This window comes from Sphingomonas sp. BK235, from assembly GCF_004345855.1.
Taxonomy (GTDB): Bacteria; Pseudomonadota; Alphaproteobacteria; order Sphingomonadales; family Sphingomonadaceae; genus Sphingomonas.
Map to the genome: position 1 here is coordinate 161,382 of NZ_SLXN01000001.1, position 20,424 is coordinate 181,805.

General features: G+C 71.7%; 16 protein-coding genes. 2 read left to right on the forward strand and 14 right to left on the reverse strand.

The features are described from left to right. Nucleotides 1-108: 108 nt before the first annotated feature. From EV292_RS00790 to asnB, 4 genes are all read right to left on the reverse strand, one after another. On the reverse strand, nt 109-1,383 hold the full coding sequence (locus tag EV292_RS00790; protein ID WP_132907301.1) for an L-fuconate dehydratase: 1,275 nt from the start codon (nt 1,381-1,383) through the stop codon (nt 109-111). 326 nt (nt 1,384-1,709) lie between these two features. Next, entirely contained in the window at nt 1,710-2,498 is a 789-nt protein-coding gene (locus EV292_RS00795; RefSeq protein WP_132907302.1) for an IclR family transcriptional regulator, read from the reverse strand. A 372-nt stretch (nt 2,499-2,870) separates the two neighbouring features. Then, on the reverse strand, nt 2,871-5,198 hold the full coding sequence (locus EV292_RS00800; RefSeq protein ID WP_132907303.1) for a TIM-barrel domain-containing protein: 2,328 nt from the start codon (nt 5,196-5,198) through the stop codon (nt 2,871-2,873). Nucleotides 5,199-5,298: 100 nt separating this feature from the next. Then, nucleotides 5,299-7,266: an asparagine synthase (glutamine-hydrolyzing) gene (gene asnB / locus EV292_RS00805; RefSeq protein WP_243693533.1), complete on the reverse strand. Its 1,968-nt coding sequence runs from the start codon at nt 7,264-7,266 to the stop codon at nt 5,299-5,301. Nucleotides 7,267-7,307: 41 nt separating this feature from the next. Here asnB and EV292_RS00810 point away from each other — a divergent pair, with 41 nt between their 5' ends. Next, nucleotides 7,308-8,636 (forward strand): lipopolysaccharide biosynthesis protein, encoded by a 1,329-nt coding sequence (locus tag EV292_RS00810; protein WP_132907304.1) that lies wholly within the window; start codon nt 7,308-7,310, stop codon nt 8,634-8,636. On the opposite strand, the gene EV292_RS00815 is transcribed toward EV292_RS00810, so the two are convergent. From EV292_RS00815 to EV292_RS00860, 10 genes are all read right to left on the reverse strand, one after another. Next, a complete protein-coding gene (locus tag EV292_RS00815) occupies nt 8,609-9,376 on the reverse strand; it encodes a nucleotidyltransferase family protein (protein WP_132907305.1) in 768 nt (255 codons plus the stop codon). The genes EV292_RS00810 and EV292_RS00815 overlap by 28 nt on opposite strands. Further along, entirely contained in the window at nt 9,373-10,272 is a 900-nt protein-coding gene (locus tag EV292_RS00820) for a hypothetical protein (protein ID WP_132907306.1), read from the reverse strand. The genes EV292_RS00815 and EV292_RS00820 overlap by 4 nt, the downstream gene beginning before the upstream one ends. Further along, nucleotides 10,269-11,312: a diacylglycerol kinase family protein gene (locus EV292_RS00825; protein WP_132907307.1), complete on the reverse strand. Its 1,044-nt coding sequence runs from the start codon at nt 11,310-11,312 to the stop codon at nt 10,269-10,271. Before EV292_RS00825 ends, EV292_RS00820 begins: the two co-directional genes overlap by 4 nt. Before the next feature lie 106 nt (nt 11,313-11,418). Then, nucleotides 11,419-11,892, reverse strand: coding sequence for a DUF2141 domain-containing protein (locus EV292_RS00830; protein ID WP_132907308.1), 474 nt, complete (start codon nt 11,890-11,892; stop codon nt 11,419-11,421). Nucleotides 11,893-11,944: 52 nt separating this feature from the next. Then, a complete protein-coding gene (locus EV292_RS00835; RefSeq protein WP_132907309.1) occupies nt 11,945-13,078 on the reverse strand; it encodes a CDP-alcohol phosphatidyltransferase family protein in 1,134 nt (377 codons plus the stop codon). Between the two features lie 11 nt (nt 13,079-13,089). Further along, nucleotides 13,090-14,193, reverse strand: coding sequence for a hypothetical protein (locus EV292_RS00840; protein WP_132907310.1), 1,104 nt, complete (start codon nt 14,191-14,193; stop codon nt 13,090-13,092). Continuing rightward, nucleotides 14,190-14,909, reverse strand: a complete 720-nt coding sequence (locus EV292_RS00845; protein WP_132907311.1) for an NTP transferase domain-containing protein — start codon at nt 14,907-14,909, stop codon at nt 14,190-14,192. Before EV292_RS00845 ends, EV292_RS00840 begins: the two co-directional genes overlap by 4 nt. Next, the gene (locus tag EV292_RS00850; RefSeq protein ID WP_132907312.1) at nt 14,897-15,625 is read right to left on the reverse strand and encodes an HAD-IB family hydrolase; all 729 of its coding nucleotides are present in this window, start codon (nt 15,623-15,625) and stop codon (nt 14,897-14,899) included. Before EV292_RS00850 ends, EV292_RS00845 begins: the two co-directional genes overlap by 13 nt. A 54-nt stretch (nt 15,626-15,679) precedes the next feature. Further along, on the reverse strand, nt 15,680-16,051 hold the full coding sequence (locus EV292_RS00855; protein ID WP_132907313.1) for a response regulator: 372 nt from the start codon (nt 16,049-16,051) through the stop codon (nt 15,680-15,682). 95 nt (nt 16,052-16,146) lie between these two features. Continuing rightward, nucleotides 16,147-17,145 carry an SDR family oxidoreductase gene (locus EV292_RS00860; RefSeq protein WP_132907314.1) on the reverse strand — a complete coding sequence of 333 codons (999 nt, stop codon included), beginning with the start codon at nt 17,143-17,145 and terminating at the stop codon, nt 16,147-16,149. Nucleotides 17,146-17,306: 161 nt separating this feature from the next. Between EV292_RS00860 and EV292_RS00865 the strand changes: the two genes are divergently transcribed. Continuing rightward, nucleotides 17,307-20,408 (forward strand): type II toxin-antitoxin system ParD family antitoxin, encoded by a 3,102-nt coding sequence (locus tag EV292_RS00865; RefSeq protein ID WP_132907315.1) that lies wholly within the window; start codon nt 17,307-17,309, stop codon nt 20,406-20,408. Nucleotides 20,409-20,424 lie beyond the last annotated feature (16 nt).

The following is a 20,424-nucleotide window of genomic DNA, read 5'->3' on the forward strand; positions in this document are numbered from 1 at the left end:
ATGGATCCCGGGTCGAGCCCGGGATGACGGGACGGCAGGGGGCGAGCGGACGCTCTACCAATTGGCCGATGCGATCGCCCTGCCGCCCGTGGGAAGGATCGTGCCCGCTCAGCCGTGGCGGTACGCCACCAGCGTCTCGGGCCGCATCTCGATCGAATAGCCCGGCGCAGTCGGTGCCTGATAGGCGCCGTCGCGGACGACGCAGGGCTCGAGGAAATGCTCGTGGAGATGGTCGACATATTCCGCCACGCGTCCCTCGGCGGTGCCGGCGAAGCAGAGATAGTCGATCATCGCGAGATGCTGGACATATTCGCACAGCCCCACGCCGCCGGCGTGCGGGCAGACCGGCAGCTCGGCCTTGGCCGCCATCAGCAGCACCGCCAGCACCTCGTTGACGCCGCCCAGGCGGCAGGCGTCGATCTGCACCACGTCGATCGCGCCCTCGGCGATGAACTGCTTGAACACAATGCGGTTCTGGCACATCTCGCCGGTCGCGACCTGGACCGGGGCGACGCCGCGGCGGATCGCGGCATGGCCGGCGACGTCGTCGGGGCTGGTCGGCTCCTCGATGAACCAGGGCCGCGCGAAGGCGAGCGCGTTGACGTGATCGATCGCCTGGCCGACCTCCCACACCTGATTGGCGTCGATCATCAGCACCGCGTCGTCGCCGATCGCTTGGCGCGCGATGCCGACGCGGCGGACGTCGTCCTCGAGGCTGACGCCGACCTTGAGCTTGACGTGGCGAAAGCCCTCGGCGATCGCCTCGCGGCACAGCCGCTCCAGCTTCTCGTCCGAATAGCCGAGCCAGCCCGCCGAGGTGGTGTAGCAGGGATAGCCGGAGCGCTCGAGTTCGGCGATGCGCTGTTCCTTGCCCGCCGCGCGCGCGGTGAGCAGCGCCAGCGCCTCCTCCTCGGTGATGTAATCGGTGAGGTAGGTGAAGGGGATCTGTCGCACCAGCTCGGCCGGCGTCATCTCCGCGACCAGCCGCCACAGCGGCTTGCCCGCTTGCTTGGCGAGCAGGTCCCACACCGCGTTGACCACCGCGCCGGTGGCGAGGTGGATCACGCCCTTGTCGGGGCCGACCCAGCGTAGCTGGCTATCCCCGGTGACGCGACGCCAGAAGGCGGCGCCGTCGGCGCACACGGTGGCGAGATCGAGCCCGACGACCAGTGGGCGCAGCGCCTCGATCGCGGCGCAGCACAGGTCGTTGCCGCGCCCGATCGTGAAGGTGAGGCCATGGCCTGCGAGGCCGGGCGTGTCGGTCTCGAGGATGCAATAGGCCGCGGAATAATCCGGATCGGGGTTCATCGCGTCCGAGCCGTCGAGCGAGGCCGAGGTCGGGAAGCGCAGGTCGAGCACCTGCAGGCCGGTGATTACGGTCATGCTGCTGCTCCCGGTGCGGGTGTGCCGACCGCTGCGTCGCGATTGCCGAGAATGATGCCGCCTCCCCCTGTCGATGTGTTCGTCGGTGCTACCGATTTTCACGGGTGCGCACAACGGGGATGAGGGCGTCTGCACAGTCAACTACGTCATCCTGAACTCGTTTCAGGATCCACGGTGCGGCAAGAGCCTCGCGCGCAGGGATGCGGCACGGTGGATCCTGAGACAAGCTCAGGATGACGCCAGCGGCAGGGGCGGGGGCGGCGCGGACCGCAGCGGCAGAGGCGGCGCGGGCGGCGAGCGTCGAAGGCGGGCGCCAAGACCGCCGCTCAGTACAGCCGGCTGTCCGCCTCGACGAGCTGCGCCGAGATCGCGTCCGCCGCCGCGCGCACCGCCTTGGCGGCGGCGCGCGGCAGCAGGTCGGCGCCGATCTTCTTGAGGAACGGCACGGTCAGCGCCGCTGCCGCCGCCCCGCCGCGCATCACCGGCGCGGAGATGTCGGTGACGCCGGTGACGAACGGGCTGGGGGTCAGCTCGACACGGCGCTCGCGCACCGCGTCGGCGTGCGCGCGGAAGGCGGCGAGTTCCTCGGGCGAGAGCGGCGGGTCGAGCAGCGCCTCCCAGCGGCGCCGCACGTCCTCGGGCTGGAAGGCGTAGAGCACCGCGCCCGAGGCGACCTGCGCCAGCGGCTTGCGATAGCCCACGCGGACCGAGAAGCCGAGCTGCTCGCTCGATTCCATCCGCGCCACCACCACCATCTCGCCCAGCGTGTGCAGCGCGAGGTGGCACGACTGCTGGATGTCGAGCGACAGCTGCCGCATCACCGGCAGCGCGACCTCGACCAGGCTCTGCGTGCGCGGCTGCTTCATGCCGAGCGAGAACAGCCGATCGGTGAGGAAATAGCCGTCGTCGCTCGGGTCCTGATCGAGGTAGCCGCGGAACTGGAGCACCTGCACCATGCGGAACAACTCGCCGTGACTGCGGCCGAGCCGGTTGACGATCGCGGTGAAGGTGAGGGGGCTGGGCGCGGCGGCGAGCAGCTCAAGGATGTCGAGCCCCTTCTCCAGCGCGGGCGCGCGATAGCGGCGCTCGTCCTCGCCCGCGCTGTCCTCGATCATCGGCGTCCTCTCCCGTGGCGCGCGTCGTCGCCTGTCAGACGCTGTGTAGGCGGGGGAGGGGGCGCGCGGTCAAGGACTTCGTCGCGATGAGGGAGCGGCGGTGAACGTCGGGCCATGCCTTTCCCCGTACCGTCATCCCGGACTTGTTCCGGGATCCACCGGGCCGCATCCTCTTCGGCCGTTGCTCTCGCGGAAGGCTGGATCCCGGAACAAGTCCGGGATGACGGAGGTGGAGGGAGGTGATGAAGGTGAGGGAGGTGACGAAGGTGAGTGAGGTGACGAAGGTGAGGGAGGTGACGAAGGTGAGGGAGACGGCGGCGGTGAGGATGGCGACGGAGGTCACCAACGCCATCGTCCCAGCGACACGCCGCGCTACCGCCCCACCACCTTCACCAGCCCCGCCACCGATTGGCCGGTCGGCAGCGCGCCCGCGGCGGTGAGCCGGCCCGCCGCCTCGTCCCAGCGCAGCGTCGCGCTGCGGCCGCCGGTCTTGCGATACGCCTCGCTGGTGCCGTCGTCGTCATACAGGCGCGCGGTCGCGTCGCGGCCCGGGAACACGCGGATCTCGGCCAGCGCCTGCTTCTCCGACGTGTTCGCCACCGGCGCGCCGATCGGCACGATCGAGCCCGCGCGGACGAACAGCGGCATGCGCTCGATCGGCGCGGCGGCGTCGATCCACTGGCCGCCGGCATGCTTCTGGTTGGTCCACCAATCATACCAGTCGCTGCCCGCGGGCAGGTACACGCGGCGGCTGGTCGCGCCCTGCTCGGTCACGGGCGCCACCAGGAAGGCGGGGCCGAACATATATTCGTCGCCGACCGTCGCCACCTGCGGGTCGCTGGCGAAGTCCATCCACAGCGCACGCATGAACGGCGCGCCGGTCTCGTAGGTGGTCCGCGCCAGCGGGTAGATGTACGGCAGCAGCGAGTAGCGCAGCTTCGACCAGCTCGCCAGGATCGGCTCGGCCGCGGCGCCGTAGTCCCAGATCGCGGTCGCCGGACGCTGGCCGTGGATGCGCAGCGTCGGGGTGAAGCTGTTATACTGGAACCAGCGCACGAACAGCTCGGGATAATCCGGATAGTTCGCGCCCATCGCGGTGGCGCCCGCCGGGCTGAGCAGCGGCGCGTGCGCCGGCTTGCTGCTGCCGGGATATTGCCAGCCGCCGGTGTCGCTCGACCACAGCGCGATGCCCGAGGCGGTCATGTTGAGACCGGTCGGTACCTGGCGGCGCAGCGATTCCCAGGTCGACTGGATGTCCGACGACCAGAACAGGCAGCCGTTCGCCTGCGTGCCGAGATAGGCCGCCCGGCACAGGATCATGTTGCGGAAGTCGGGGCGATCGCGCCGCGATCCCTCGGCCGCGCCGTCGGTGTGGAGCAGCGGGAAGACGTTGTGGTAGCGGTCGCCCGAGCCGATCGAGTAGAAATAGCCGTCGGGCACGAGATCGGGCTCGGTCTCGTCGAGCCAGAGATAGTCGAAGCCCTGGCTGAGGATGTTGTCGCGCACCTTGCCCCAGAACCAGCCGCGCGCGGCGGGATTGGTCGAATCGATCAGCGCGCCGGCGCGGTCGGAGCGTACCGGCAGGCCGTCGACGGTCTTGCCGTCGGCGTCCTTGAGGAACCAGCCCTTCGCGTCCAGCTCGTTGAAGTAGCGGCTCTCCTTCTCGAAACGCGGCCAAACCGAGATGATCGAGTGCAGCCCGCGCTGGTGCAGCTCGCGGTTCATGCCGGCGGGATCGGGGAAGAAGTTCCGGTCGATGTCGAGCTGGCCCATGCGGGTCCAGTGGAACCAGTCGAGCACCATTATATCGAGGGGATAGCCGCGGCTGCGATAGCCGTCCGCCACCGCCATCAGCTCCTGCTGGCTCTCGTAGCGCGCCTTGGACTGGATCAGCCCGAACGCGGCCTTGGGCGGCAGCGGGGTCTTGCCAGTCAATTTGGCATAGCCGGCGTAGAGCTCGTCGCTCGATTTGCCGGTGATGACGAAGAAGCTGACCCGGTCACCCACCTCGCTCTCGAAACGGGTCTGGCCGTGGATCCCCGGCGAGACCCGGGTGGCGGAGGGATTGTCCCACACGATCGCGTAGTTGCGGCTGGAGACGAGGACGGGCACGCAGACCTGCTCACCCGCCGGCGCGTCATACCAGTGGCGGCAGTCGATCGTGCGCCCGCGCAGGTCGAGGATACCCTCCTGGTTCTGCCCGAGCCCGTAGAAATGCTCGTTCGGATCGGCCTCGAAGCTGGCGCCGGCGAGGAAGGTCTTCTCGCCCGAGACGATGTGCGGCGCCAACGACCAGCCGCCCATGGTGATGGTGCGCCCGTCGGCGGTGGTGATCGCGACCGAGACCGGCGGCAGCGAGGGGGCGAAATAGCGCTGCATCTGACTCGGCGCGCCGGGCCAGGGCTGCGCCTTGACGGTGACGGTCAGCGCGCCCGAGGCGAAGACGTCGCCCGCCTGGGTGGTGCTGTGCGACCAGCCCGCGGCGTCGGCGGCGGCGCTGATGCCGTAGCCGGGCTTGCCGTCGGCCTGGTCGCGCTCGGTGGCGATGGTGACGCGGACGATGTTCGGGGCATAGGGCTCGATCGCGACGAGGCTGCCGTTGCGATCGACCGTGGCGACCGGCTCGGCGACCGCCTGTGTGCCGAGCGCGAGCAGCCCGAGCGGTAGCGTTCGCGCCCAGCGCGCCGTCCTGCGGTTCATCGTCTTTCCCCTCCGATTGATATGACCGCTTCTGCCCAAGTGAACGTTATCGCTCAAGCGCTTTTCGGTAGCGGTACCATGGAAGTGGGAGGGCGTGGTCTCAAGCGGCCGGCCGGCTCGACCACCAGAGGCAGAACAGGCTCAGCGCGTAGAGCAGCCGGCCGTGGTCGCGGCGTCCCGCGCGATGCTCGGCGAAGCACGCCTCCACCGCCGCCGGGTTGAGCAGCCCCGACGCGCTCACCCCGCTGTCGCGCCACAGCTCGCGCGCGTAACCGTCGAGGTCGCCGCGGAACCATTCGCCGACGGGCATCTGAAAACCCTGTTTGCGGCGGTCGAGCAGGCCGGGCGGCAGCCACGGTGCCACCGCCGCGCGCACCGGATATTTGCCCACGCCCGCGCGCAGCTTGACGTCCGCGGGCATGCGCAGCGCCAGCGCCACCACCGACTGCGCCAGCATCGGCACGCGCACCTCCAGCGAGTGCGCCATGCTCGCGCGGTCGACCTTGGTCAGCATCGCGGCGGGCAGGTTGAGCTGCAGGTCCGCCATCGCGAATTGTTCGAGCCCATCGGGCGAGATCGCCGCAGGATCGGGGTAGTGATCGCGCGCGAGCGCCTCGATCGCGTCGGCGCCGTCCTGTCCATCGAGCAAGGTGCCCGCGAACAGTCGGCGCCGCAGCTCGGGCGCGGTGATCTGGGTCTTGGCGAAGAAGCGCGCGACGCCGCTCGACAGCGCGGCGCTGCGCGCAGTCTTCTGCCAGCGCTGGAGCGTGCGATTGCCCGCCTCCCACGGCAGCGGGGGCAGCGCGGCGAACCCGCGCATGCCGTGGCGCACCGCCGCGGGGAGGCGCGCGATGCGGCGCTCGGTGAGATGGCGCTTGTAGCCGAAGAACAGCTCGTCGCCGCCGTCGCCCGAGAGCACCACCTTGACCTCGCTGGCCGCCACCTCGCTGAGATACCAGGTCGGCACCGCGGACGGATCGGCGAAGGGCTCGTCATAGGCGCGCTGGATCGCGGGCAGCACCGCCCAGGCTTGCTGCGGGTCGATGCGATGCGTGCGGTGGACGCAGCCGAGATGCCGCGCCACGGCCTCGGCATAGGGCGATTCGTCATAGGCGCGCTCGGCGAAGCCGATCGTGAAGGTCTTGATCGGCCGCTCCGACTGCCGCGCCATCGCGGCCACCACCGCGGACGAATCGACCCCGCCCGAGAGAAAGGCGCCGACGTCGACGTCGGCCGCCAGCATCTGCGCGCGCACCGCCTCCAGCCAGGTCGCGCGGAACGCCTCGACCCAGTCGTCGTCGGCGCGCGCGGGCGCGCGCTCGTAGCGGGCGCGCCAGAACGCCTCGAGGCGGGGCTCGCCGCCGGGATCGAGCCGCAGCACGTGACCGGGCGGCAGCACCGCGACCTGGCGGTAGATCGAGCGCGGCGCGCGGACATGGCCGAAGCTGAAATAATCGTGGACCGCGCGCGGATCGGGATCGAAGCGCAGCCCCGGCACGACGAGCAGCGCCTTCAGCTCGGACCCGAACGCCAGGCGCCCGCCCTGCCAGCTGTAATAGAGCGGCTTGATGCCGAGTTGGTCGCGCGCCAGCGTCAGCCGCCGGGTCTCGCCGTCCCAGATCGCGGCGGCGAACATGCCGTCGAGCCGCTCCCAGGCGGCGTCGCCCCATTGCCGCCACGCCGCCAGGATCACCTCGGTATCGCCCTGGGTCGCGAAGCGGTGGCCGAGCGCGCGCAACTCGTCGCGCAGCGCGCGGTAATTGTAGATCTCGCCGTTGAAGACGATGGCGTGGCGGCGATCCTCGCTGAAGATCGGCTGGTCGCTGCCCGCGAGATCGATGATGCTCAGCCGGCGCATCCCGATCCCGAGATCGCCGTCGACGTGGAGCCCGTGGCTGTCGGGGCCGCGGTGAAGGATCGTGTCGCACTGGCGCGCGACCGTCTCCGGGGCGACCGGGCCGAGCCGCGGCGCGTACAGGCCGGCGATGCCGCAGATGGTGGCTCTCCCGATACGGCGCGGGGATCGCGACCGGCAGCGCCATGTAGGCGCGACGCGACGCGGTGTCACCGTCGCTTGCTGCGACGGGGCGGGCCAATTAGGCGAGGCGGATGACGGCCGATCCCGGAGAATCAGCGCCCTATCCCGGCGGCGCGATGCGTGCCGCGCTGCGCAACCTGGGCTGGCTGCTCGCCAGCCGCGGCGTGCTGGCGGTGCTGTCGCTGCTGTATCTCGGGCTGGCGACGCGCACTCTGGGGCTCGCCGACTTCGGCCGCTTCGCGCTGGTCACCGGCGCGGCGCAGGGGCTGGCGGTGCTGGTCGGGTTCCAGACGTGGCAGGTGGTGGTCCGCTTCGGGATGGATCATCGCACCCGCGGCGACGAGGCGGCGCTGGGTCGGTTGTATCGCGCCTGCATGCTGCTCGACGCGGGCAGCGCGGTCCTGGGGGTCGCGCTCGCCGCGCTGATCCTGTCGGTGTGGAGCGACCGGCTCGGCATCTCGGCGGAGCTGCTGCGCGACACCGTGATCCTCACCGCCGCGCAATTGCTGTCGATCCGCTCCACCGCGGTGGGCATCCTGCGGCTGTCAGACCGCTTCCGCGAGGCGGCGGCGGCGGACAGCGTCACCCCGATCGTGCGCTTCGTCGGCGCGGTGCTCGCGGCGGCGCTGATGCCGACGCTCCAGGCGTTCCTCTGGGCGTGGAGCGTCGCGGAGATCGTCACCGCCGCGGCCTATTGGCTGCTGCTCGTGCGCCACGGTGATGCCGCGCGGATGTGGCGTGCCCGGCTCGATCGCGCGGTCGCGGCGGAGAACCCGCAGATCGGGCGCTTCCTGGTCAACAGCAATCTCGTCTCGTCGCTCGGGCTGGCGACCAAGCAGCTGCCGCTGCTGCTCGTCGGCGGCTTCGTCGGCCCGGCCGCGGCGGGCGCGTTCCGGCTGGCGCTGCAGATCGCGCAGGCGCTCGCCAAGCTGGCGCAGCTGATCGCGCGCGCGGCCTTCCCCGAGGTGGTCCGCACCGTCCGCGGCGCCGCGCCCGGCGAGATCGCGGGCAAGCTCGCGCGGATGGTGGGCGCGAGCAGCCTCGGCGCGCTCGTGATCCTGCTGCTGATCGCGCTGGTGGGGCGGCCGCTGCTGGTGCTGGTCGGCGGCGACGCCAGTTACGGCGATGCCTATTGGCTGCTGCTGTGGCTGGCGGCGGCGGGGTCGATCGATCTCGCGGTGGTCGCGCTCGAGCCCGTGCTGCTCGCCGCCGACCGCTCGGGCGCGGCGATGGCGGCGCGCGCGGCGGGGGTGGCGGTGCAGCTCGCGCTGTCGCTGTCGCTGCTGCCGCGGATCGGTGCGGCGGGGGCGAGCATCGGCGTGTTCGGCGCGTCGCTGGTCGGCGCGCTGCTGCTGGGCGTGCTGGTGCGACGCTACGCGCGCTCGGCCGCGGCGCGCTGAGCCAGCCGCGCGCGCGCGTCGTCGAGATCGGCGGGCGTGTCGACGTCGACCGCGGCGAGCCCGTCGGCCGCCGCGACGATCGCCGCGGTCACGCCCGCGCGCCGGCCGAGATGCGCCACCGCCGCGGCCAGCGTCAGCCGCCCCGCCAGATAGCGCAGCAACAGCCCCGGCCCGAGCCGCCGCACGATCCGCCACGGTCGCTTGCGATCGCGCTCCACCTCCTGCCACAGCCGGATCATCGCGGCGGCCTGCGGGGTCGCGAGATAGAAGAGGTTGCAGCCGGACCAATGGCCGTCGGCGAAGCGCAGATAGGTGCGCCGCGATCCCGGCGCCGCGCGCTCGATCGCCTCGCGCCGCGCGAGCAGCACCGCGACGTCCGCGTCGGCCGGCACCGCGGCGACGAAGTCGGTCACCCACTCGGGGCGCAGCAGCGCGTGGTCGCCGGTAGTAACGAGCAGCGGCGCGCCGAGCCGCTCCAGCGCCAGCGCGGTGCTCGCGCTCGGCCCGGGCTCCGTGGGGAGCGGCGTGGCGCCGAGCCGCTCCGCCGCGGCCACCACCGTCGGGCTGGTGGCGGACACCGCCACCTGCGCCACGCCCGCGGCGTGTAGCGCCTCGACCACGCGCGCCAGCATCGTCCGTCCGCCCAGCTCGGCGAGCGCCTTGTCGGAGACCCCCGCCGCCGCTGCGACCGGATCGATGCCGCCGCGCGAACCGGCCAGCACGAGTGCGGCGGGGATCATGCCGATCGCCGCCACACGCGCCAGAACACGCCGGGCGCGGCGAGGATCGGGTGGCGTTCGCGGAACGGTGTCAGCGCGATCCGCACCCCGGTGTGGCGCTCGATCTTCCACAGGCCGTAGCGCGCCGCGCCCTCGAAGGTGAAGGCCGCCTTGGTGAGCCGGATCAGGTTGAGCCACTTGCCCGCGCGCGCGACGCGCAGCCACGCCGCGGCGATCGCGCGCGACTGGCGCACGGTCGGGCGCGCGCGCAGCGCGGCGTCGCGTTGCTCGAAGGCGATCCCACCCGATCGCCACGCCAGCGGCAGCAGCGCGTCGTAGCGGCCGCGGTCATAGCCCAGGATCTGGTCCTCGCGCCCGGGCGCCTCGACGCGCAGCTCGGTCGTGTAGGTCGCGCGGAACAGTGCGCGCCAATGGTCGCCCGCGGCCGCCCCCGCGGCGCCGTGCAGCGCGGTGAACCAGCCCGCGGTGACCGCCGCATCCGCCACCGCCGCGGTGACGCGCTGCCGCGTCGCCTCGTCCTGCGACCAGATCAGCGCGGACGGCTGGACGAAGCGCGCCCAGATCGTGGTGTCCAGCGTCGCGCCGCGCGCCGCGCGCTCGAACGTGGCGAGCTGCATCGCGGCGACCTTGGCGCGCACGATCCGCCCGCCGGTCTCCACCTCATGGTAGCTCACGTCGGGCCAGATCAGCCGGCTCAACAGCCCCGGACGGGTCGAGGGCGGGCGCAGCACGTAGAAGTCGAGCACGCCGTCGAGGTCGCCGGTCCGCAGCACCGAGCCGTAGAACAGCACCGCCCCGCCGCCGACACGCCGCGCGATGGCATGGGCCGCGTCGGCGATGATCGGGAGGACGGGGCGGCCCAATTCCTCCTCCACCAGGTCGCCCAGCGTGGTCACGGAGTGACGAAGCGGATCGGTGCCCCGGTTCGAACCGTGATCGACTCGGCGGCGAAGGCTTCGCCGTCGAGGATGAAGCCGCCGCGCAGATCGAGCTGGAAGGCGGGCACGTCGTGGCAATGGTGATAGCCGGCGCGCTCCAGCCAGCCGCCCTCGCGCCCCGCCAGGATCGCGGGCGCGGCGAGCGGCAGCAGCCGCGGCGGCGCCTCCACCGCGAGCAAATTGAGCCCCGCGCGATTGGCGCCGAGCGGGCGCAGCCCCAGCGGCAAGCGTCGCAGCGTCGAGCCGAGCAGCAGATAGAGATCCTGCGTCCGCGCGGTGCCGTCGCGCAGGTTCGCCATCTTCATCGGCTCGCCCGCGCGCCACGGATTGTCGCGGCCGCCGAAGACGGTCTGCGCGATCGCGCCTGCCACCGACAGGCCCACCGCGATCCCGCCGAACGCGCCGATCGCATGGGTGCGTTGCGCCAGCTCGGTGGCGCGGACGAAGCCGCCCGCGCCGAACAGAAAGCCGCGCAGCGTCACGCCATCCTCGCGCGTGATCTCCACCGGGGTGCGCGTCTCGACGCGACCCGCGGCGAAGGCGGCGCGCGCGTCGGTCGCGGTCCAGGTCGCGGGCACGCCGAGATCGATCGCGAGCGCGTTGGTCTTGCCCGACGGGATCACCGCCACCGTCGGCATCGCGCTGCCGAAGGCGGCGGGGGCGGCGGTGAGCACGTCGCGGACGGTGCCGTCGCCGCCGTCGACCACCAGCAGTTCGATCCGCGCCGCGGCGAGCTCGACCAGCGCCTCGGCCAGCGCGCGCTGGCTGGTGGGCGCGCGCGTCATCACCTCGCCCTCGACCCGCTCGGAGAAGGCATGGGCGCGGTTGCGGCGGCTGAGCGGATTGCCGATCACCCCGACGCGCGACGGCGCCAGCGGCGGCGGTACCACCGCGCGCCGTCCGGTGCGCTCGAGCAGCTGCGGCGCGATCTGCTCCTTCAGCAGATCGCCCACCGCGGCGGGCGCGAGTGTCACAGCATTGCCGATCCCGGGGTTCACCTGAACGCCGCTCCTCACGAAATTGTCACAGGCCGCTTGTACGAGAGATACTGGCCGAATTGTGGCAGCTCAGGCGCTTAGCCGCAATGACCCGCGCATCGACCGCTTATCGGGCATAGCGCGTCTTGATTCGGATCGACGTGTCGCCCGGCCCGACGGCGAAGCGCACGCGCTCGAACCGCGGCAGGCCCAGCGTGGTCGGGGCGTCGTTGGAGAAGCCGAACCCTTCCTTGATCGAGAACAGCGTGCGATTGAAATCATGGTCGCCGTTCTCGTCATGATACATGGCGACCGCATAATGACCGGGCGCGACCCAGAAGCAGGTGCTGGTCTCGGGCGCGCGCGTCGGCACGCGCGCGCGCGCCAGCTTGCCCTTTTTGGCGAGGAAACGGCGCGAGTCGTCGGGATAGACGGTGACCGCCACCTCGCCCGCGGCGTTGCGCAGGTCGGTCGACACCACGGTGAGGCGCACGCTGTTCGCCGCGCGCGTGCCGAGACAGGTTCCCGGCTGCGCGGCCGCGGGCGCCGCCAGCGCGACGCTCGCGACCGCCCCCGTCAGAATAGTTAAGACACGAAACATGCGCGCGATATGGGTCGTCGGCCGCGCGGTGCAACCGCTCGCGCGGCGGCGCTCAGGCGAGCCAGCTCACCAGCGTCGCCCCGCGCTGCGCCGCCACCATCGCCTGGCCGAGGCGGACGAGATGGACGAGGAGCGACACGATCGTCCACCCCGCCACCGCGATGATGCCCCAGTCGGGACGCCCGACGAGCAGCAGCGCGAACAGGATGACCATGTTCGGGTTGCGCCGCGCGGTGACGAGGCGGAAGCGGCTGTCGAACCGCTCCCACACGTGGATGTGCATGCCGAAGCGCACGATGAACGCGCCCTCGATCAGCCGCTGCGCGACATAGCCGACCAGCATCGCGGCCATCACCGCCCAGAAGGTGGTGTCGTCGAGCGGCCGGCCGTAGGGCGCGCATCCCGCCGCCCAGGCCCACCACCAGAACGGCGGATGGACCAGATCGACGCCATGGTCCCAGGCATTGCCCAGCTTGGACGAGGTGATGGTGCAGCGCGCCAGCTTTCCGTCGACCGTGTCGAGCACCATGAAGATCAGCCCGGTCGCCAGTCCGGTCCAGAACCAGCCGTACCAGAAGGCGATCGTCGCCACGACGCACAGCACCGATCCGATCGCGGTGATCATGTTGGGGGAAAGCCCCAGCCGTGCCGCCAGGCGGGTCAGCGCGAAGGCCCATTCGGGCCAGAGATATTTGGTCAGGAGGTCGGTCACCCCCTTGTACGCGCCGACATAGCTGGCGCGCTCGATCAGCGCGACCTGTTCGGGCACCAGCCGCTCGGCGAAGGGGCGCTCGCGCTTGCGCAGCGCCTCGTTGAAGATGCCCTCGTCGCGCTCGGCCGCGATCGTCTCCAGCCCCGGTGGCAGCGGCGCGCGCGCCTCGATCGCGCGCGTCGTCGCGGCGCGGTCCGCCGCCGCGACATGCGCGAGAAACGGTTCGCCGTCGCGCGTCAGCACCGTGCCGGGGCGCCGCGCCAGCCAGTCGATCCAGGCCGGATCGAAGGCGAAGCGCAGGTCGGCGAGGATCACCGGGGCACCGTCGCCCGCCCCGGCCTCGGCGAGCGCGAGCCCGCGCGCCGCCGCGATCCGGCGCAGCCGCTCGCGCGCGCTCATTCCCCACAAGGGCGTGTCATTGTGGTTGAGCGGCACCACCACGGGCCGCGTCTCGGTAAGGTCACCGTCGCGCATGCGCAGCGCCTCTAGCGTCCGGCCGTCGCCGTGGCGAGCACCCGCAGCACCTCGTCCGCCGCGCGCGCGGCGCCGGCACCGGAGGAGTCGCCCAGGGCCGCCTCGGCGATCTCCCGCTGCGCCGAAACGAAATGCGCATGGCGTTCAGGCGCGCGCGCGATCGCGGGCAGCAGCGCGTCGAGGTCGGTCACCACCTCGCCCGCGCGCCACATCGCATAATCGGGATCGTCCTCCCACTGGCGCGCGAGCGGGTCGAGGAAGACCGCGGGGCGCGGACGGATCAGGAACTCGATCAGCTGGCTCGACGTGTCGCCCAGATACAGGTCGGCGGCGGCGGTGTAGCTGCCGTCCACCATCGCGAAGGAGTCGAGGTCGCAGTGGACGTGCGGGAGATCGGCCACCGCGGCGAGCGCGGCGCGCAGCTCCGGCGCGCGCTCGACCAGCCGCTGGTGCGGCGCCAGGATCACGTTCCACGCGCGTTGCGCGGCGAGCGCGGTCACGATCGCTTGTCCCCAGGCCGGCCAGGACGAGCGATGCGGCTGCCAGTGCGGCGCATAGAGCAGGGTGGGGCGCGGCGTCTCGAACAGCGCGCGCGCCGGGGTGCGCTGGCGGAACGCCGCCTTGACATAGCCGGTGGCGACGATCCGCTCCGCGGGCATCCCGCGCGCCAGATAGGTCTGCCGCTCCTGCTCGCTGGGCACGAGCGTGTGATGCGCCGCCATCCGGCGCGGGTCGTCGCGCGCGCTCATCGAGCCGACGCCGTGCGACGTCTTGACGAAGCGCGGCGGCAGCCACGGCAGCAGCCGCGGGATCCACAGGCTGGTCTGCTCGGCGCACACCACCACGGGCACGCGCGCGAGCCGCGGCACCAGCCGCGCCAGCGTCGCCAGCTTGGGGGCGGGGCGCGCGTCGTGGCGGAAGCCGGGGCTGCGCCGCACCCGCACGTTCGCCCAGGGCGCGGCCCAGGGCGTGACCAGCCACTCCACCGCGGCGTTCGACACCCACAGGTCGATCGGCAGATCCGGCGAGCGCTCCGCCAGCTTCTCCACGATCGGGAAGAGGTGCGGGATCAGCAGCGTCTCGCCCAGCAGCAGGAAGGCGACGCGCGGGGTCACGTCGGTGGCGCCGAGCGCGCGTCCCAGCGGCTGATGTCCTCGGGCCGGTCGATCTCGACCCAGCCGCCGCTGTCCTCGACGATCGCGGCGACCTGCCCCTGCGCCGCGAGCGCGGCGACGACGTCGTGATGATAGGCGTGGATGCCGTCCTCCGCGGCGATGACGCGGTCGAGCACCGCGCCATAGCCGCTGCGCGCCCCCGCCACGATCACGCCGAGCGAGCGATGCGTCGCCTGCTCGGGCGCCAGCGACTTGGCCACCGCGGTCACGCGTCCGTCGACGACGCGGACGAGCATGTCGTCCAGCGCGGCGCCAGCGAGCGGCTCGACCACCAGCGCGACCGGCGCGCGCGGCGCGGCGAAGGCGCGCGCCAGGATCGCGCCGGTCAGCGTCGTGTCGCCGTTGATGAGGCAGAAAGCGTCGGCGAACGCGTCGCGCGCGATCCACGCGCTGCCGATGCTGCTCGACACCGACCAGAAGGGATTGAAGCGCAGCTCGACCGGCAGCGGCGGCTGATGCGTCGCGAGATGCGCCCCGACCTGATCGAAGCGGTAACCCGCCACCACGATCGCCGCGCTCGCGCCCGCCGCCGCCAGCGCGTCGAGCTGATGGTCGAGGATCGCGCGCCCGCCGACCGGGACGAGGCATTTCGGCATCATCTCGGTGAGCGGCAGCAGGCGCGATCCGCGCCCCGCGCTCAGGATCACCGCGCGCATGCTGGCTGCTCCGAGGCGGTGGGAGCGGGGATGGGGGCGGCGCGCGCGCTCCAGTCGAGGACCGGCCAGTGCCGTTCGGCCGCGAGGGCGCGAAGCCGGCGGTGCGGGTTCACCGCGAAGCCCTCGTCGGCGAAGGCGAGGCTGGGCGCGTCCGACGCATGGTCCGAATAGACGCGCACCCAGGCGTCGCCGCGCGCCACGCCGCGCGCCGCGAGCCAGCGCTCCACCGCGGCCAGCTTGGCCGCGCCATAGACGTTCGCGCCGTCGAGTAGGTGCGCCAGCGCGCCGTCGTCCGTCCGCCGTGCCTCGGTGGCGATGACGTCCTCGATCCCGAGCGCGCGCGCGATCGCCTCGGCGTAGAAGCGGTGCGCCGCGGTGGCGAGCACCACGCGATAGCCCGCGGCGCGATCGGCCGCGATCTGCGCGCGTGCTCCCGGCCGGATGTTGCGCGCCAGCACGCGCGCGGCGAAATCGGCGGCGAGCCTGGCCTCGGCCGCGGCGGGCAGCGCGCGGCCGAGGAACAGCGCGTGCATCACTTCCTTCAGCCGGTCACGCGAGATCCACCCCGCGCGCTGCGCCAGCGCGGGTGCGGCGAGCAGCGGCAGCAGCGCCAGCCGCCATGGCGCGCGGCGCGCCGCGGCGAAGAACAGGAAGGCGGACCAGGTCGGCAGGCGGGTGACGGTGCGATCGAGGTCATAGAAGGCGAAACGCGGCATCCACCGCTGTTGCCATGGAAGTAGGGCGCCGGAAAGGCGATGGTAGGGCGGGGTTTAGCCGGCGAGCAGCGCGTCCAGTTCGCGCGACAGCGCGTCGAAGCGATACGGCTTGGCGAGGAAGCGCCCCGCGTCGGGGATCACCGCGCGCGTCGGGCGCGTGTCCCCCGAGGTCAACAGGATACGGATCGAGGGCCAGCGACGGTGGACCTCGCTGGCGAGCGCGAGCCCGTCCATCGAGCCCGGCATGCGGATATCGGTGAACAGCACCTGCACGTCGTCGCTGCGCTCGAGCCGCGCGAGTGCCTCGTCGGCGTCGCCCGCCTCGATCACGCGATAGCCTGCGTCGGCGAGCGCGTCGGCACCGATCATGCGAACGAACAGCTCATCCTCGACGAGGAGGACGGTGGTGCCGCATGCCTGACCCATAAATATGATCTACCCTGTTGATCTACAGGACAAACCCGATCGGGGCCCGGGACGTTCCCCGCCAAGTGTCTAACCTAAGTAGAAGAGGCACGCGCTCATCCCCGGCCGCGCAGCCGTGCCAGCACCGCCAGCCCCAGCCCCGCGCCCACCGCGGTGGCGGTGGCGAACTTGTGTCGTCCGGCGGCGTCGTACAGGCTCACCGCGCGGCCGTGCTGGTCGTGCGAGCGCTCGCGCCCGCCGTCGAAGGGCACGAGCAGATTGTCGCGTCGCGTCGGCGCGCGCGTGCGATCCTGCAGCATCGGCAGCAGTCGATGGCCGAGCTTGTCGAGCAGCGGCGGGAAATGCTCCGCCACCAGCACCTGCAACCGCCCGGTCCCGCCCACGGTGATGTCGCGCTTCGGATGCTGCGCCGCTTCCAGGATCGCCTCGGCGACCAGCTCGGGGGCGTAGACCGGCGGCGGCAGCAGCGCGGCGCCGTCGAGATGATTGGCGGCATGTTCCGCGATCGGCGTGTCGATCCCCGATGGTTTCACCAGCGTCACCGAGATCGGCAGCCGGTCGCCCTCCAGCTCGATCCGCAGCGAGTCGACATAGCCCTTCACCGCATGCTTGCTCGCGGCATAGGCACCCATCCCCGCGGTGGGGATGTCGCCGACGATCGAGCCGATCGTGATGAGCGCGCCGCCGTCGCGCTGGAGCTGCTCCACCGCGGTGAGGCAGCCGTGAACCGTGCCGAGATAATTGGTGCGCAGCAGTTGCTCGTGCTCGTCCATCGGCGTGTCGACCAGCTTGGCATAGATCGCCACCCCGGCGGCGTTCACCCAGGTGTCGATGCGCCCGAACCGCTCCACCGCCTTGCTGGCGGCGCGCTGGACGTCGCGCAGGTCGCCGACGTCCGCGGTGGCGAACTCGGCCTTGCCGCCCGCCGCCTCGATCTCGCGCGCGACCGTGGCGAGCGTCTCGCCGTCGCGCGCGACCAGCACCACCTTGGCGCCGCGCTTCGCCGCGGTGCGCGCGGTGACGAGCCCGATGCCCGAGCTGGCGCCGGTGATCAGGATCACCTGCTGGTCGATCGGCTTGAGCTGCGGCGGCATGGGGCATCCTCTCGTCGTTGCGCGGGGGTAACCCCCGCGGGCCGCGATCGGTTCACCACGCCCCGTCGCTGCGCCGTAACCGGATCGAAAGCCAACACAGATCAGTGACATCGCGGCTGACACTCATTGACACACTGCCAACGGAGGCCAGATTGCCGCGCATGACCCAACGCCAGTCGCGCAACGTGTCGCTGACCCCCGAGCTCGAGACCTTCATCACCGACGCCCTCGCCTCCGGCGATTACGGCAATGCCAGCGAGGTGGTGCGCACCGCACTGCGGCTGCTGCGCGAGCGCGGCGCGCCCGGGGCGGCGGTGCCGTGGCTCGTCGGCGGGGGCGAGACCGGCGCGCTGATCCGCGCGCGCGACTGGGGGCGCAGCGGGCTCGGCGCGCTGGGCGATTGGTCGCCGCAGCTGCGCACCACCGTCGCCAACGTGGTCAACTCGCCGGTGCCCAAGGTGCTGATGTGGGGTCGCGAGGGCGTGATGCTCTACAATGACGCCTATCGCGCGATCGCGGGCGAGCATCATCCCGCCGCGATGGGGCAGAGCGCGGCCACCGTCTTTCCCGAGATCTGGGAGTGGAACCGCGCGATCCTGGAGCGCGGTTTCGCCGGCGAGATCGTCTCCTACCGCGACCAGTCGCTGACCTTGCTGCGCGACGGTGTGCCGGCGCCGCTCGTCTTCGACCTCTATTACACACCGGTCTATGACGGCGACGGCGCGGTGGGCGGCGTGCTGTGTACCGTGATCGACAACACGGGGCGCGTCTCGCTGGAGCGACAACTCGCCGACAGCGAGGCCGAGCTGCGCACCGTCACCGACGCGCTGCCGCTGCTGGTGTCGTTCATCGACCGCGACCACGTCTTCCGCTTCGCCAATCGTTATTACCTCGAGTGGTTCGGGTTGAGCCCGGACGAGGTGGTCGGCCGCCACGCGCGCGACGTCATCGGCGAGGAGAATTACGCTCAGCGCCGCGCGCTGATGGACCGCGCGCTCGCGGGCGAGACGATCGTGTCCGATTCGTCGATCCAGCACGGCGACGGCAGCTGGCGACGCGCCGACGTGCGCTACCTGCCGCGCCGCGCCGCCGATGGCAGCGTCACCGGCTTCCAGGTGATCGTGCTCGACATCGAGGAGCGCGTCCGCCGCGAGGAGGCGCTCCACGCCAGCAACGCACGCTTCCGCGCCGCGATGGAGGCGATGCACGGCGTGCTGTGGACCAACGACGCCCATGGGCGGATGATCGGCGAGCAGCCGGGCTGGGCCTTGCTCACCGGCCAGTCGTTCGACGATTACCAAGGCCATGGCTGGTCCTCCGCGGTCCATCCCGACGATGTCGCGCCGACGCTGGCGGCGTGGGAACAGGCGGTCGCGGCCAAGACCACCTTCGTGTTCGAGCATCGCGTGCGGCGCCATTGCGGCGCCTGGCGCACCTTCGCGATCCGCGCGGTGCCGCGGCTCGACGCCAGCGGCGCGATCGCCGAATGGGTCGGCGTCCATACCGATATCACGCACCAGCGCGCCGCCGAGGCCGCGCTGCGCGACCATGCCGAGCAGCTCGAGCGCCAGGTGCATCACCGCGAGCGCGCGGAAGACCAGTTGCGCCAGCTCAACGAGACGCTGGAGACGCGCGTGATCGACGAGATCGCGACGCGCCGCGCCGCCGAGGCCAAGCTGGCGCAGGCGCAGAAGATGGAGACGGTGGGCAAGCTCACCGGGGGCGTGGCGCACGACTTCAACAACCTGCTCCAGGTCGTCTCGGGCAACCTCCAGCTGCTGCAGAAGGACATCGCGGGGAACGAGCGTGCCGAGACGCGCGTCGCCAACGCGCTGGCGGGCGTGTCGCGCGGGTCGCGGCTGGCGTCGCAGCTGCTCGCGTTCGGGCGGCGCCAGGCGCTGGAGCCGAAGACGGTCAACGTCACGCGCTTCGTGCGCGGCATGGACGACATGCTGCGCCGCGCGATCGGCGAGGGGATCGAGGTGGAGACGGTGTTCGGCGGGGGGCTGTGGAACACCTTCATCGACCCGGGCCAGATCGAGAACGCGCTGCTCAACCTCGCGATCAACGCGCGCGACGCGATGGAGGGGCAGGGCAAGCTGACGATCGAGCTGGCCAACGCTTATCTCGACGACGATTACGCGCGCCTCCACGACGAGGTGACCGCGGGCCAATATGTCATGCTGGCGGTCAGCGACACCGGCTCGGGCATGACGGCCGAGGTGCTGGAGAAGGTGTTCGAGCCTTTCTTCTCGACCAAGGCCGAGGGCAAGGGATCGGGGCTCGGCCTGTCGATGGTCTATGGCTTCGTCAAACAGTCGGGCGGGCACGTCAACATCTACTCGGAGCCGGGGCACGGGACGACGATCCGGCTGTATCTGCCGCGCGCGATGGAGAGCGAGGACGTCGAGGTGGCGGTCGACATCGGCCCGATCACCGGCGGCACCGAGACGGTGCTGGTGGTGGAGGACGACGACGAGGTCCGCGCCACCGTGATCGAGCTGCTCGCCGACCTCGGCTATCGCGTGCTCAAGGCGGTGGACGCGCAGAGCGCGCTCCATGTGGTGGAGAGCGGCATCGCGATCGACCTGCTGTTCACCGATGTGGTGATGCCGGGCACGCTCAAGAGCCCCGAACTGGCGCGCAAGGCGCGCGAGCGGCTGCCCGACATGGCGGTGCTGTTCACCTCGGGCTATACCGAGAATTCGATCGTCCACGGCGGGCGGCTCGACGCGGGGGTGGAGCTGCTGTCCAAGCCCTATACGCGCGAGGCGCTGGCGCGGAAGATCCGCCACGTGCTCGCCAACCAGCGCCAGCGCGCGGCGCTGCCGTCCCGTGTGGCGTCCGCGGCCCTGTCCGCGCCGGAGCATGATCCCGCCGCCGCCCCGGCGCGTGCCACCGTGCTGCTGGTCGAGGACGACGCGCTGATCCGCTCGGCCACCGCCGAGGTGCTTCAGGAAGCGGGTCAGGTGGTGGTCGAGGCGGCGAGCGCGGAGGAGGCGATGGCCGCGCTCCAGACCGCGCCGATCGACGTGCTGGTGACCGACATCCACCTGCCCGGCAGTTCGGGGCTCGCGCTGGCGGAGCGCGCGCGCGCGCTGCGCCCGGGGGTGCGGATCGTGATGGCCAGCGGCGACATCGCCGCGGTAGAGCACCTCGAGGACGGCACCCGGCTGCTCGCCAAGCCGTACAGCGCCGTGGAATTGCTCCGCGTCGTCGGCGTCGCGAACGCCGACCGCCGCACGCTGGAGCGCGAGGGATAAGGCGCGCGGGCGCGAC

Excerpts from the sequence above, each read along its gene's own strand:
- EV292_RS00795 (WP_132907302.1), bottom strand. The coding sequence starts at position 2,498 with ATGATCGAGGACAGCGCGGGCGAGGACGAGCGCCGCTATCGCGCGCCC.
- EV292_RS00815 (WP_132907305.1), bottom strand. The coding sequence starts at position 9,376 with ATGATCCCCGCCGCACTCGTGCTGGCCGGTTCGCGCGGCGGCATCGAT.
- EV292_RS00800 (WP_132907303.1), bottom strand. The coding sequence starts at position 5,198 with ATGAACCGCAGGACGGCGCGCTGGGCGCGAACGCTACCGCTCGGGCTG.
- EV292_RS00810 (WP_132907304.1), top strand. The coding sequence starts at position 7,308 with ATGACGGCCGATCCCGGAGAATCAGCGCCCTATCCCGGCGGCGCGATG.
- EV292_RS00845 (WP_132907311.1), bottom strand. The coding sequence starts at position 14,909 with ATGCGCGCGGTGATCCTGAGCGCGGGGCGCGGATCGCGCCTGCTGCCG.
- EV292_RS00850 (WP_132907312.1), bottom strand. The coding sequence starts at position 15,625 with ATGCCGCGTTTCGCCTTCTATGACCTCGATCGCACCGTCACCCGCCTG.
- EV292_RS00860 (WP_132907314.1), bottom strand. The coding sequence starts at position 17,145 with ATGCCGCCGCAGCTCAAGCCGATCGACCAGCAGGTGATCCTGATCACC.
- EV292_RS00865 (WP_132907315.1), top strand. The coding sequence starts at position 17,307 with ATGACCCAACGCCAGTCGCGCAACGTGTCGCTGACCCCCGAGCTCGAG.
- EV292_RS00835 (WP_132907309.1), bottom strand. The coding sequence starts at position 13,078 with ATGCGCGACGGTGACCTTACCGAGACGCGGCCCGTGGTGGTGCCGCTC.
- EV292_RS00830 (WP_132907308.1), bottom strand. The coding sequence starts at position 11,892 with ATGTTTCGTGTCTTAACTATTCTGACGGGGGCGGTCGCGAGCGTCGCG.
- EV292_RS00790 (WP_132907301.1), bottom strand. The coding sequence starts at position 1,383 with ATGACCGTAATCACCGGCCTGCAGGTGCTCGACCTGCGCTTCCCGACC.
- EV292_RS00855 (WP_132907313.1), bottom strand. The coding sequence starts at position 16,051 with ATGGGTCAGGCATGCGGCACCACCGTCCTCCTCGTCGAGGATGAGCTG.